8 protein-coding genes are annotated in these 13,640 nt (G+C 35.3%); 4 read left to right on the forward strand and 4 right to left on the reverse strand.

Annotated elements, in window-relative coordinates:
- Positions 1–128 precede the first annotated feature (128 nt).
- The 4 genes from mutS (at position 129) to FGM02_RS03295 (ending at position 4,831) form a co-directional block, all read left to right on the forward strand.
- Positions 129–2,741, forward strand: coding sequence for a DNA mismatch repair protein MutS (mutS, locus tag FGM02_RS03280; protein ID WP_139956892.1), 2,613 nt, complete (start codon positions 129–131; stop codon positions 2,739–2,741).
- Positions 2,742–2,748: 7 nt separating this feature from the next.
- Entirely contained in the window at positions 2,749–3,375 is a 627-nt protein-coding gene (locus tag FGM02_RS03285; RefSeq protein WP_243739342.1) for a trimeric intracellular cation channel family protein, read from the forward strand.
- A complete protein-coding gene (locus tag FGM02_RS03290; protein WP_139956893.1) occupies positions 3,372–3,833 on the forward strand; it encodes an RNA methyltransferase in 462 nt (153 codons plus the stop codon). Before FGM02_RS03285 ends, FGM02_RS03290 begins: the two co-directional genes overlap by 4 nt.
- Positions 3,834–3,919: 86 nt before the next feature.
- Positions 3,920–4,831: a hypothetical protein gene (locus FGM02_RS03295; RefSeq protein ID WP_139956894.1), complete on the forward strand. Its 912-nt coding sequence runs from the start codon at positions 3,920–3,922 to the stop codon at positions 4,829–4,831.
- Here FGM02_RS03295 and pbpC read toward each other — a convergent pair.
- From pbpC to FGM02_RS03315, 4 genes are read right to left on the reverse strand one after another with little or no spacing between them, the layout of a single operon-like run.
- Complete coding sequence (gene pbpC / locus FGM02_RS03300; protein WP_139956895.1) at positions 4,828–7,179, reverse strand: penicillin-binding protein 1C; 2,352 nt, start codon at positions 7,177–7,179, stop codon at positions 4,828–4,830. The two genes, FGM02_RS03295 and pbpC, sit on opposite strands and share 4 nt — an antisense overlap.
- A gap of 17 nt (positions 7,180–7,196) precedes the next feature.
- Positions 7,197–7,607 (reverse strand): hypothetical protein, encoded by a 411-nt coding sequence (locus FGM02_RS03305; RefSeq protein ID WP_139956896.1) that lies wholly within the window; start codon positions 7,605–7,607, stop codon positions 7,197–7,199.
- Positions 7,600–7,992, reverse strand: coding sequence for a RidA family protein (locus tag FGM02_RS03310; RefSeq protein ID WP_139956897.1), 393 nt, complete (start codon positions 7,990–7,992; stop codon positions 7,600–7,602). The genes FGM02_RS03305 and FGM02_RS03310 overlap by 8 nt, the downstream gene beginning before the upstream one ends.
- A gap of 8 nt (positions 7,993–8,000) precedes the next feature.
- The gene (locus tag FGM02_RS03315; protein ID WP_139956898.1) at positions 8,001–13,532 is read right to left on the reverse strand and encodes an alpha-2-macroglobulin family protein; all 5,532 of its coding nucleotides are present in this window, start codon (positions 13,530–13,532) and stop codon (positions 8,001–8,003) included.
- Positions 13,533–13,640 lie beyond the last annotated feature (108 nt).

Genomic DNA, 13,640 nt, shown 5'->3' on the forward strand with positions numbered 1-13,640 from the left:
TTAAAGGAGGTTTTTTATTTTTTACTAGGACCTATATTCTTTAAAATAAATCAGCAAAAATTTCTCTAGTTTTTGCTGCTACAAACAAAAGCCTTAAATTCGCTTTTCATATTTAAACTCCAGTAATTTTGGCAAAAACAAAAGCGAAAAAGGAAACTCCTTTAATGAAACAATACAACACAATCAAGGCAAAATACCCTGATGCCATGTTGTTATTTAGAGTTGGTGATTTTTATGAAACTTTTGGAGAAGATGCCGTAAAATGTGCACGTGTTTTAAATATTACTTTAACCAAAAGAGGTGCCGGTAGTGAAACCGAAACTGCTTTGGCTGGTTTTCCCCACCATTCGTTAAACACCTATTTGCCTAAACTGGTAAAAGCAGGAATGCGTGTGGCTATTTGCGATCAATTAGAAGATCCTAAAATGACCAAAACCATTGTAAAACGAGGCGTTACTGAACTGGTTACTCCTGGTGTTTCATTTAATGATGAAGTCTTACAATCCAATACCAATAATTTTTTAGCCGCCGTTCATTTTGGAAAAAAACAATTGGGAGTTTCTTTTTTGGATGTTTCTACGGGTGAATTTTTTACAGCACAAGGTTCTGCTGAATACATCGATAAATTATTGCAGAATTTTCATCCAAGTGAAGTCCTAATTCAAAAACAACACCGTGTAAAATTTACCGAAGTTTTTGGCACTAATTTTCATTCTTTTTATTTAGATGATTGGGTTTTTCAAAGTGATTTTGCCAATGAAAGCTTAGAAAATCATTTCAAAGTAAACTCTTTAAAAGGTTTTGGTATCGATACCTTAACAGAAGGAATTATTTCTGCAGGGGCTGTTTTGTATTATTTGTCAGAAACACAACACAATAAAATTGAACACATCACTTGTATTCAAAGAATACAAGAAGATAAATATGTTTGGATGGACAGATTTACCATTCGAAATTTAGAATTATACGCATCAACGGAAGCAAACGCGGTAACTCTTTTAAAAGTTATTGATCAAACCATTTCTCCTATGGGCGGACGCTTATTAAGAAGATGGTTGGCTTTGCCCTTAAAAAATATTGACGAAATAAAAACACGCCAAGAGGTAGTTAAATACCTAATGGACACACCTGATTTCTTTGAAACGGTAAGTTATCAAATCAAACAAATTAGCGATATTGAAAGATTGGTTTCTAAAGTTGCTACCAGTAAAATTCAACCTAGAGATGTTGTCAATCTTAAAAATTCTTTAAACGCAATTATTCCGATCAAAGAAGCTGCTGAAAAAAGCAGCAATACTTCTTTAAAAACAATTGGACAACAATTACACGATTGTGCTGAAATAAGAAATACCATTAAGAGTACTTTATTTGAAGAAGCTCCAGTGAATATCAACAAAGGAAACAGCATTGCTTCTGGTGTTTCTCAAGAATTAGACGACTTAAGAGCAATATCTACTTCGGGTAAGGATTATTTAGATGCCATGTTGACTAGAGAAACTGAACGAACTGGAATTACTTCGTTAAAAATAGCTTTTAACAATGTTTTCGGATATTATATTGAGGTGCGTAATTCTCATAAAGACAAGGTTCCCGAAGAGTGGATTCGTAAGCAAACCTTAGTCAATGCAGAAAGATATATTACAGAAGAATTAAAAGAATATGAAACTAAAATTCTTGGTGCTGAAGAAAAAATAAGCAAGTTAGAACATGAATTGTATGCTAAATTGATTCATTATTTAAGTGGACACATTCAAAAAATGCAATTAAATGCACAGCTTATTGCACAAGTAGACTGTCTGACTTCTTTTGCAAAAACCGCTACAGAAAATAGTTATGTTCGTCCGCTTTTAGATGAAAGCACCGATTTGGAAATAAAAAACGGTCGACACCCTGTTATAGAAAAACAATTGCCAATTGGCGAAGAATATATTGCCAATGATGTGGTGTTAAATAGGACTTCCCAACAAATTATTATGATTACAGGACCCAATATGTCGGGTAAATCAGCCATCCTTCGCCAAACTGCTTTGATTGTTTTGCTAGCACAAATGGGAAGTTATGTTCCTGCACAAAATGCCAAAATTGGCGTGGTTGATAAAATATTTACACGAGTTGGAGCCAGTGATAATATTTCTATGGGAGAATCTACTTTTATGGTAGAGATGAATGAGACTGCTAGTATTTTGAACAATGTTTCTGAGAGAAGTCTGATTTTATTAGATGAAATTGGACGTGGAACTAGTACCTATGATGGAATTTCTATAGCTTGGGCCATTGCAGAATATTTACATGAACATCCTACCAAAGCAAAAACATTGTTTGCTACGCATTATCATGAATTAAATGATATGACCAATACCTTTGAAAGGGTAAAAAACTTTAATGTTTCTGTAAAAGAATTGAAAGACACGGTTATCTTCTTACGTAAACTGGTTGCGGGTGGAAGTGAGCACAGTTTTGGTATTCATGTTGCTAAATTGGCCGGTATGCCAACACAAGTAATTCACAGGGCCAATAAAATGCTAAAGCAGTTAGAGAAAAACCATACCAATGAAGATGTCAAAGAAAAACTAAAAACAGCAAGTCAGGAAGACGATTTACAATTGAGTTTTTTCAAATTAGACGACCCACTTTTAGAAGACATCAAAGAAGAAATTTTAACAACAAATATTGACACTTTAACACCCATTGAAGCTTTAATGAAGCTGAATGAGATCAAAAGAATGTTGACAAAAAAATAGTTTTTCTATGAACCCGATGGAACTTATCATCAGCCATATTACTATTGTTGGATCCTTTGTTTTTGCTATATCAGGCGCACTTACAGCCATCAAAAAAAAATTAGATCCTTTCGGAATTCTAATTGTTTCCTTTATTACTGCCGTTGGTGGTGGTACCTTAAGAGATATGCTTTTGGCGGAAAGAGATGTTTTTTGGTTGTACGAAACCAAAATAATTTATGCCGTTCTAACGGGAGGAATCATCGCTATGGTATTAAAAGATAGATTGGATTTCTTTAACAAACCGATGTTCTTTTACGATTCTGTTGGACTAGGTTTATTTACTATAACAGGTGTGCAAATCGGTTTAGGCGCTAATTTAGAACCTATTATTTGTGTACTATTAGGAACTGTAACCGGTGTTTTTGGAGGCGTAATTCGTGATGTTCTTGTTAATAAAATACCCGTTATTTTCAAAAAAGAAATATACGCCACGGCTAGTATTTTTGGTGGAATTTTGTATTTAGTTTTAACAAAACTTGATGTCGAAAATCCTTACGTACAAATTATCCCAATTATTTCAATTATCTTAATTCGTATTCTTGCGGTCACTTTTAATATTTCACTTCCCAACATCTACAAGAAAAAAAAATGATTGATAATTTACAACAAGGCTTTTTTGGTATTGGAATTTTTAATGGTAAAACTCCAGAAAATTTAGGGGTATTATGGCGCTCTGCTCAAAACATGGGAGCCAGTTATATTTTCACCATCGGAAACCGCTATGCCAAACAAGCCTGTGATACACACAAGGCTGTAGGTGCCATGCCCTATTTTCACTATACTACTTTTGATGATTTTTACCAGCAGCTTCCAAAAGGAGCTATGTTGGTTGGTGTTGAATTGGATGAAAGAGCCGTATCTTTAGAAACCTTTAAACACCCAACACGTTGTGTGTATTTATTAGGGGCAGAAGACCATGGCTTGTCTAGAGTTGCCATAGAAAAGTCACATCACCTAGTGAAATTTGACACCCCTATGAGCTTGAATGTTTCTGTAGCTGGAAGTATTGTAATGTATGACAGGAGAACTAAAGTTTTTCAAAAAAACTAATCTGCATTATAAAGCAACCATTTGTTCTTTCTTGCATCTTATAAAAAAGACCCGATTCACTTACTTAAAACAGTATTGGTATTCTTATGAAAAATATACTTGTAAAAACATTGATCTTTTTTCTTCTGATAGCTTGCAGTGAAAAAGGTGCTGAGAACAACACCGAAAGCTTAGACTTTATAAAATATGGTACCTCATTCGGATTTTGTTATGGCTATTGCAATGAACATCTAAACATTACGGATTCAAAAATTGTTTACAATAAAGAAAGTTGGGGAGACAATGCCTTGTTTCCTAAAATTGAAAAAACAATAGACATTGATTTAAATGATTGGGAGTTATTAAATAACAAAATCAACTTCAAAAATTTCTCAAAACTACAAGAAACCTTTGGCTGTCCAGATTGTGCTGATGGAGGAGCAGAATGGATTGAAATTCAATCTGGAGAACGCACTCATAAAATAACATTTGAGTATCAAAATGAACCGGATGCTGTAAAAGAGTATATTTCCATATTAAGAAATAGAATTTCAATGATCTCTAAAAGCCATAATTTTCATGAAAGCTTAAATACTTGGAATACATTGAAAGCGAATAAAGGAAATTCATACAAATACACGATCGAGTTTGTTTCTTATATTGGTTTTGGAAACCGCACAGAAATTGAAGTCTATAATGGAAACGTCATTTCTAGAAAGTACGAAGATTTCTTAACAGAAGGAGCCATGATAAAACCAGCTTTGACAACATACACTGAGACGGGGAATGAACTCGGTTCACACACTAAAGGAGCTCCTATAAAAACCATAGACGAATTGTACGAAACCTGTATTGGAGAATACCTAATTGTTGATGCAAACACAAACTATATAAGTTTTTTAACAAACGATGCCGGTCTTCTAAGTGATTGTGGCTATAGTTCAAAGAACTGTGCAGATGATTGTTTTGTTGGAGTCTCAATTTCAAATTTTGAATGGATTCAATCCGAACAGCGTTAATCAACAATCTCAATATTTCTTTTCAACTCATTCCCAAATTCATCAACCACCGTCAACACATATTTCCCTGGCTTTACGGCAATAGATTTTTCATGAATAGCATTTGTTTCACCCAAATACTTTTCGTTTACATACCAAAATACTTTTGTATCCGAAATACTATGCGCCAATTTTACGACCAATTGGTTTTGAGATCCATCAAAATCCTTGGGTAAAAATATCTTAGAAAAATCTTTAGGATAAACAAAATCCATCACCCGTTGTTTTTCTGAGAAACAGTCCCTTCTATAATTAGGCAATGTTTTGTAAAACGGATTTTTCTGACGGTAATAAAACTCCATTAAAGGAGGCAAAACAAACCAACTTTTGTGTTTGATTTTGTTTAACGGTTGGCAAGAAGTATTGACTTGGTATTGCTCATTTTCTGTTACATGCACCCAACGGTGGTAAGGGCACGGTTTGGTATCTAGTCCGGCCAACTGCACCAAAACCGTATCTTTTTCTGTACAAATTTCTTTTGCTCTATAGCCACTTTTCCCACAAACAACAACTTCTGCCAATTCATCACTCGGTTCTTCAAACCAAGTGCTAGAAGGCAATGTATCAAAAACATCAAACAAGACAGGTCCAGCTGTGGAAACTCCTGTTAAACCGGGTCTACCCTCTCCATCTGCATTTCCTACCCAAACACCAACAACATAGTCTTTGGTACTTCCAATAGCCCAAGCATCACGAAAACCAAAACTAGTTCCTGTTTTCCAAGCAATCTCCTTTGAAGAATCAAAAAACTCCCAATTTTCTTCTCCTTGTGGGCGGTTGACTTCTCTCAAAGCCGTATAAGTTAAAAACAAGGAACCAGCATCAAAAATAGTTTTTTCTGTCGAAGCCTTTCCAAAGTCAATTTTTTCATTTTCATAATAACTAGGTGCCACAAATTCCTTAGAAAAATACTTCCCATAAGATTCTTCATAATGATTGATTGTCCCGGAAAAAGCGGCATAGGTTTTACACAAATCCCATAAATTACTTTCTGCTCCACCCAAAATCAACGACAGTCCGTAATGACTCGAATGGTATTTGATATCCGTCAACTTCATTTTTTTTAAATAATCATGAAATCGATCTACACCAAATTCTTGTAGCATTTTAACAGCAGGTACGTTTAAAGACCTCGACAAAGCCTTACTTGCAGGAACAGCACCATCGTATTCCAAGTTAAAATTTTTTGGATTGTAAGACGCTATTTGTGTTGGCACGTCTGCAATTAAAGTATTGGGTAAAATAACTCCCGCATCTAAAATTCCTGCATACAAAAGTGGTTTTAAAATACTTCCGGTACTTCTTGCTTTGTGAATAATATTCACATCTTTTTGATGCAATTTGTCTGTAGGTGTATTGCCAACATAGCCCAACACTTTTCTTGTTTTTACATCCAACACCAAAACCGACATATTGTAAATATTGTTTTGCTGCAAATCTTTGTAATGTTTCGAAACAATGGCATTTACTTGTTGCTGAATCGCAATATCAAGACTGGTTTTTACTTTTTCTATTGGGTTTTCGGCATCAATTTTAGCCAATAAATGAGGAGCAATTTGTGGTAAACTATGTGGTTTTTGAGGCACACTTTCTAAAGAAGCCAAAGAACAAGTAAGAGAATCTATTACTTTTGTTTTCCATAATTTTCTTAAAAGTCGGTTTCGTTTTTCCAACAAACGGTATTGATTTTTACCCGGATAAATTAAACTCGGGGCGTTTGGCAATACTGCCAAAGTAGCTGTTTCTCCCCAAGAAAGATTTTGCGGAGCACAAGCATAATAACGCCATGAAGCAGCTTCCAAACCAACAACATTTCCTCCAAAAGGAGCATTGGAAACATAGTGACTTAAAATTTCTTTTTTTGAAGAACGAAATTCCAAACGAATGGCTAACAGTACTTCTTTTAATTTCTCAAAATAGGATCTTTTTTTTCCTTTTCTAGACAAACGAATGACCTGCTGAGTAAGAGTACTACCTCCTCTTTTTATCCTTTTCGATTTGCTGTTTTTCACAATTGCCTTTGCAATGGAAACGGGATTAAACCCAAAGTGCTTGTAAAAATAAGCATCTTCAAAAGCGAGGATGCATTCTTCAAATTTAACAGGTATCTTTTTATTTTCTGGGAAACGCCATTGTCCATCCTTGGCAATTTTGGCGCCTAATAAAACCCCTTCTCTACTTTCAATTACTGTAGATTTGGGGTCGTTAAATAGTTTTTCTGGCAGACAAAAATAGAACCATAACAAACAACAAAAACCAACAAGTAGTTTAATTTTATGTCGCTTTACAAAAGTACGGTTCTGAGCCAAAAGAATTTTTCAGTTAATTAATCTTCAACACTTTCATTCTTAAATCTTGGAAGAATAATTCTTTTTTCATCATCAAATTCTAAATAGGCAACACCTACATCACCTGTTTTCCAAGAATCATAAGATCTAGACCCGCCCTTTACATAACATTTTAAACGCTGTCTATCAACAAATTCTCTTAAACCATAAAGACTTAAGTTTTTGTTCTTTTTAATTTCTCTAGTAATTAAATTTGCACTTTCCTGAGTAATGGCATTTAAAAAAGCCATTCCATACGTTTCCCCATTTTGGTGCTTAAAAATTTCACCATTTTCATGATGTGTTCTAAAGTCGTAAATTTTCACGCCTTCAAACCCAACATTGTGCTCGTCTAAAATTGCAATCGTCTTCAATTCTGCATCTATATACTCTGCTACTTTTTTATCCATTCTTTTCTTTTTTTAAAGCTGTAACTTCAATTTCTATTTTCATTCTTTCATCCGCCAAACCTGCGGATATCATCATTGCTGCCGGACGAACATTTCCTAAATACTTTTTCATCGTAGGCCAACATTTTTCAAAGTCTGTAGCTATGGGCAGCACATATTGTACTTTTACAATATCTTCCATTTTCGCACCTGCTTTCTCCAATGCCGCTTCAATATTCACAAAACATTGTTCTACCTGAGATTCTACATCTTCCACAATACTCATGGTATTGTAATCAAAGCCTGTAGTTCCTGAAACAAAAACCCAATCACCTACAACAACAGCTCGTGAATACGCCATTTTTTCTTCAAAACTAGATCCTGAACTGATATGTATTCTCTTCATTTTGATGCTTATTTTACTACTTCAATCCAACGCCCTTGACTTCTAGAAAAATAATCGTTGTCGTACATCGCTTCTGCCTGCACACCTGGCAAATAATATTTCCCGAGGTAAGATGCATTTAGCAAAACTTTAAATGTCCTGGTTTCATTCTTTTCTAAAGAGAAATAAAAATTCACACGATCATCTCTAATATCCGTATAATCTGCTTTATTCTCAGTAGCCTCTCCAAAATCAGTAAAACGTGTATTTACAATTTCCCAACCTGAAGGAAAAATCTGTGTCAACGCAATATCTGCAACTTTCTCCGTATTCGGATTTGACAAGGTTACCAAAGCCATAAAATCAGTCCCCTGTTTCAGCTTTGCAAAAGTAATAGGTTTTGCTTCATCATCCACATATTTGACATACAATTTGAAATTTCTTTGCACCGCAATTTCATTCCCAACAGGTAATATTCCAGAATTGATCAATCGTACATACACCACATTGTCTTTGTTATTTGTGATCGTGAATTTATTCGTGGAAGTCTCCGAAATTTTCAATGTTCGTTGCGCAATCGTGTTTTCTGTTTTAATAGAAGATTGGCTTTTGTTAATTTGATACTTTATTGCTATTTCTTTTCCTCCATTCAACTCCACCATTTTTGCCATAGACAACAAGCAATAGGCAGTCGTTTGTGTACTCATCCAAGAGTCTGACGACAAACGCTTGGCAATGGTCTTGGCCAAAGTTCTACTTTCCGAATCTTTCAATAACAATAAAGTTTCCATTGCCATCGCCCTGTTTCTGTCGGAAGAACCATAGGTATAATAATCTCTATATTTCCGACTAAAATCGTAATTTGCTTTTCCGGCTAGTTGAACTGCTGCCTCTTTTTGACCTGCCAAAGCATAGGCTGCTGCCAAACGCCATTTTGCCGTATTGCTAATATTTGTAAACTCTCTTAATCGATTCATAGCCGCCAAATCCGGAGAACCTGCCAAGGCCAAGGTATACAAACGGTAGGCTTGTGCCACATCAGAATAACGATAACTGAAACTTGGTCGCCAAGCTCGGGCTGTTTCTTTTTGGTAACGAAGCCAATTGCTCATAAATGTCAATGGCAATACAAAGCCTTTTTTCTGAGCTTCTATCATAAAATGCCCTGCATAACTAGTCCCCCAATCATTTGCGGAAGCACCACCTATCCAATAAGACAAGCCTCCACTTGCTTTTTGGAATTTTCCTAGTCGCTTGATCCCTTTTTCAATATTCTCTTTGATTTCTGTTTTCTTTTCATACTCCAAATCAAAAATTGTGGGTAAAAACAATTGCGGAAACACACTAGAAGTCGTTTGTTCTACACAGCCATGTGGATAGCGAATCAAATAACTCAAACGTTTTGTAAAATTCATTGGAGGAAGTGTTGATACTTCAATTTCTGCATAATTGGTTCCTCGATCTCCAAAAACGGTAAAATCACGTTCTATCGTTTGATTGGCTTGCAACTCAATATCAATAAATTTACTAGAAACAGGATTTGGATTTACCACATCTAGTTCTACTTTTTGAGTAGCACGTTCTCCATTACCCTGCACAATTACTTCTACCGTATTTATTCCTATAAGGTCTTGAACATCCAAATCGAAATACACCATTTTCTCATCGGGTTGATCAAAATGGATGGATTGCACAGAAAGACTTTTGTTTTTTATTCCTCGACTTAGTTTTAAGCTTACCTGAACATCTTTTACATTTTCTTTCATTGCAAAAACCGTAACAGGAAGTGTTACTTTTTCACCTGGACTTAATTTCCTAGGCAGGCTAGCTAAAACCATCAATGGCTTTCTTACAGGAGTTGCTTTCTCCGCTTTTCCATAAGCTTCATTTGCAGCATCTCCAGCAACAAGCATCGTTCTAACAGAACCTACATAATTTGGCATTTTAATTTTATGAGTTGCGTTTTTCCCTGCCCCCAATTCAAAAGGACCTAATACCGTAACCACGGGTTTAAATCGGTTAGCTTTGGTCGATTTCTTTTTCTGCCCTTCGTCATCACCTCCAATAGAAAAAACTTGGTTAACCGTTCCTCCAAAGGCACCAATAACTTCATCAAAAACATCCCAAGTTCTCACTCCCAAAGCTTCTCTAGTATAAAAGGCATTCCATAAATCGGGGGTTCTAAAACGAGTTAAATCTAGCAAACCTTCTTCTACAACAGCCAGCGTATAGGTCATTTTTTTACCAGATTTTTCTGAAACCTTTACCACAAAAGTACTTTCAGGTTCCAATTCATCAGGCATAAAAATTTGGGGATCTAGACGAGTTTTTTCATTTTCAACCAAAATTGGAATCACACCATACAAACGCAAAGGCAGGTCATTTGCCACTGAAGCATGTGGCTGTAATAACGAAATATTGATATATACATTCGGGGTCATTACTGCGGTAATAGGAATGCTAGCCGTTGTTTGCCCTTTTTTTGTTTTTACCCAATAAGTTTCTAAAACTTCAGAACTATTTTCTACACTGATCAAAGCATTTCCTTCCGTTCCAGAAGGAAAAGTAAGTGTAGCCTCCTCACCTACATTGTATTTTTCCTTATCCGAAGAAAACACCAACATAGTGGCCGATTCTGAATTTTTTTCTGAACTATTGGACCACCAATCTCTGAAAAAATAAGCTGTTCTTCCCGTAGCATGACCACTAATAGGGTCTTTTACTCGAATCAAATAACGCCCACTTCTTCCTTCAGGGATTTTAATATTTAAAACTCCCGTTCCTTGTTTATTGGTTGTGACTTTAAAAGATTTATAAAGCGTTGAATGTTTTTTGCTTACATAGGATGCTAAATTATCGGAAGCAGCATTCCACCACCAAGACCAGCGAATTTTATACAATTCTACTTCTAAATTTTTACGAGCAATAGGATTTCCTTGATTGTCGACTGTGGCAATACCAAAATCAATTGTTTCACCTGTTACATAGGAATTACCATACCTTTTGGAAACCGGAGATTTCAGTCCGACAAAACTTTGAAATGGAGCTAAATCTTTAGAAACGACATCCGAAGAAAAATCACCTCCATTTTCAAAAACGCGGGTTAAAAAAGTAGCTTTTAACAATCCAGGCGCATTGCTATTGACACTCACTTTTTTCGAAATTATTCCTTTTCCTTCTACATCTATATTTCCATCAAACACAACCAATTCTTCCGTTGAAAAATCTTTAATTGGGTCTTTAAAAACATAGCTAGGAAATTTTTCGAAACCTTTATTAGAGGGCGTTAATTTCATTTTTACTTCTGTCTTCAAATTTTTAGCGGTAGCCCCATGCAGCCATTTCACTTCAATATTCCCAACAATTGGCTTTTGAGTTGTTAACAAATCATCTTTAAAATCGATGTTTATTTTCAATCGATTTGGCTTTACAGTTTCTACCTTAAAGGCCTTGTAAAATGTAGCTCCTCCTACTGAAACTTTGGCGTTCCAATTTCCGGTAGCATCTCCATCGTCGGTTGGGATATGAAAGCGATAAAAGCCATTGAGACCTGTTGTACTTACTTTCTGATATTTCAATTTCCCATGTGGATCGGTCACTTCCATTTTAATAGGATGCCCTTGCGGGATTGGATTGGCAGCATCATTCAAAACAAAAACAGAATGAATGGTATCGCCCGGTCTCCAAACACCACGTTCTGCATAAACATAACCTTTCAGGCCTTTTTTAATTCGCTTTCCAGCCACGTTGAACTTGCTCAGCGACAATGAATTTCCTTCGTTTAATTTTACATAGGTTTTCTCGTTCCCTTTAGAAATAACGGCAAAAGCAGCCTGAGCATCTAAATCCAAAAGGGTAATTCCATCTTCATTGGTTGCGGAAACTCCGATAGATTGCTGCTGATAATTGTACAATTCTACTTTTGCTTCAGCTATTGGAGCGGTAGTCAAAATAGATGTCACTGCAAAAAAGTAGGTATTACTGCTCCCTTTTTTTACAATAACCCCCAAATTAGACGCAAGAATATTCGCCCCTACAGTTTTCTGATTGTAATAATAAGAAGGCGTACATGGATTATCTCTATCTCGCCAATTGTAGTCTTCGTAATAATGGTTCGAAGCAAAACCATCCCAATAGGCGGCATCTCGATCTTTCTCATTTTGCAGGGCAATCGCATCTTTTTTCGGAATAGTATAATCCACATTTTCCGAAGTACCCTCACATGAAAATAAGGAGTACACTTGATCAAAACTCAATTCAACCCTGTAAATAGCACCCGGCTCAGTTGCTATCAAATTACTCAAATCAACTGCATAATTTTTCCATTTCCCATCGTTTTCCAAATCATTTTTCACCAAAGGAATTGTCTTTTTTGCCACAGGTCGCCCCACAGCTTTTATATCGTATCGATTGGAGTTGCTAAGATTTCCTTCTTGTAAAAACTGTAAAATATTATCTGCGTAAATTTTTATCACTTCAACATCTACAGCTTTTAGATTGACCGCTTTGAAATTAAATTTTAAATTTTCAGAATCCGGTAAAATAAGTCCGTTAGTAATGAGTTGCACAGCAGGTTTTATTTGTTCAAAGGTTACTTTTTCAGAAAACTGCTTTTGCAATTTATAGTTACTGCTATTTTTTATTCCTGTAAAAATATCCACTTTAACAGCTCCCGAAATTCTATTTTTAGGGTAAACTTTCAACACATTTCCCTCCACAACATATTTTAGGCTTTTGGCATTTTGAATGGCCACCAGTCCTTTTAAATTTTGTTGTTTTTTTAAAGGATCTGAAAAATTAATTCGCAAATGTTGTTCCGGCGATTGTCGCACATACACATTCATTACCGAAAAATTATTCTTTCCTGGTATTGTAACAAACGATTCCCCTACATTTTCTTTTAAACCTAAAACGCTACCATCCCATTTTACCAGCACTTTTGAATCATTTTTTTGTCTTGAAATACTATCAATGACAAAATCGAAATACACGCTCGATGTCTTTTCATCACCGTGCCATTTTATGGGTAATTGTTTTCCATCCTGACTTGCCACCAATAACTGTTTCGCTTCTTTCAGACTTATTACATCGGCAGATTTCACAACTCCATCTAAATATTGTAATTCCGTAGTATAAGACTGTAAATCTTTAGTGTTTACCGTAAAATTTGGCGCAATTGTTTTAAATGAAAAATGAAATTCTTGCTTTTCTTTTGGCACTTCAGTAAATACTTTACCCAATTGCAATGCAATACTGTATTCGGTATCGGACTTTAAATAATCTTCAGGAATAAAAACCAATTTTTTCAAGCTTTCCAAAACCAATTTTCCGGTAACTTTTGGCTTAATTTCAACGATATCTGCTGGAATTTCTGATCCAACTTCAAAACCAACAATATCTTGAGTTACTATAATTTCAATGGGATTACTTTTAGAAACAAGCCCAGAAGTAGTTGAAAAAATATATTCTTTGAACTGATAAATTACATCTTTTTCTGGCGCTTTTTTTTCACAAGCAACAAGCATTACTAGCAAAAGTACTAGATAGGCAATCTTTTTCATTTTCTTTTTTTTGGAGCCTAAATATACTTAAAATAAAAATTGGCACTTCGCTAAAAGTGGAAGATTTAAAAGTTTCTTTACTTATAGAAAATACGGAAATTCAAATTC

Source organism: Flavicella sediminum (assembly GCF_006381105.1).
GTDB lineage: Bacteria > Bacteroidota > Bacteroidia > Flavobacteriales > Flavobacteriaceae > Flavicella > Flavicella sediminum.

Bases quoted from the DNA above. Each gene is read 5' to 3' on its own strand.
- FGM02_RS03295 (WP_139956894.1), top strand. From the start codon at position 3,920: ATGAAAAATATACTTGTAAAAACATTGATCTTTTTTCTTCTGATAGCT.
- FGM02_RS03290 (WP_139956893.1), top strand. From the start codon at position 3,372: ATGATTGATAATTTACAACAAGGCTTTTTTGGTATTGGAATTTTTAAT.
- FGM02_RS03305 (WP_139956896.1), bottom strand. From the start codon at position 7,607: ATGGATAAAAAAGTAGCAGAGTATATAGATGCAGAATTGAAGACGATT.
- FGM02_RS03315 (WP_139956898.1), bottom strand. From the start codon at position 13,532: ATGAAAAAGATTGCCTATCTAGTACTTTTGCTAGTAATGCTTGTTGCT.
- FGM02_RS03310 (WP_139956897.1), bottom strand. From the start codon at position 7,992: ATGAAGAGAATACATATCAGTTCAGGATCTAGTTTTGAAGAAAAAATG.
- FGM02_RS03285 (WP_243739342.1), top strand. From the start codon at position 2,749: ATGAACCCGATGGAACTTATCATCAGCCATATTACTATTGTTGGATCC.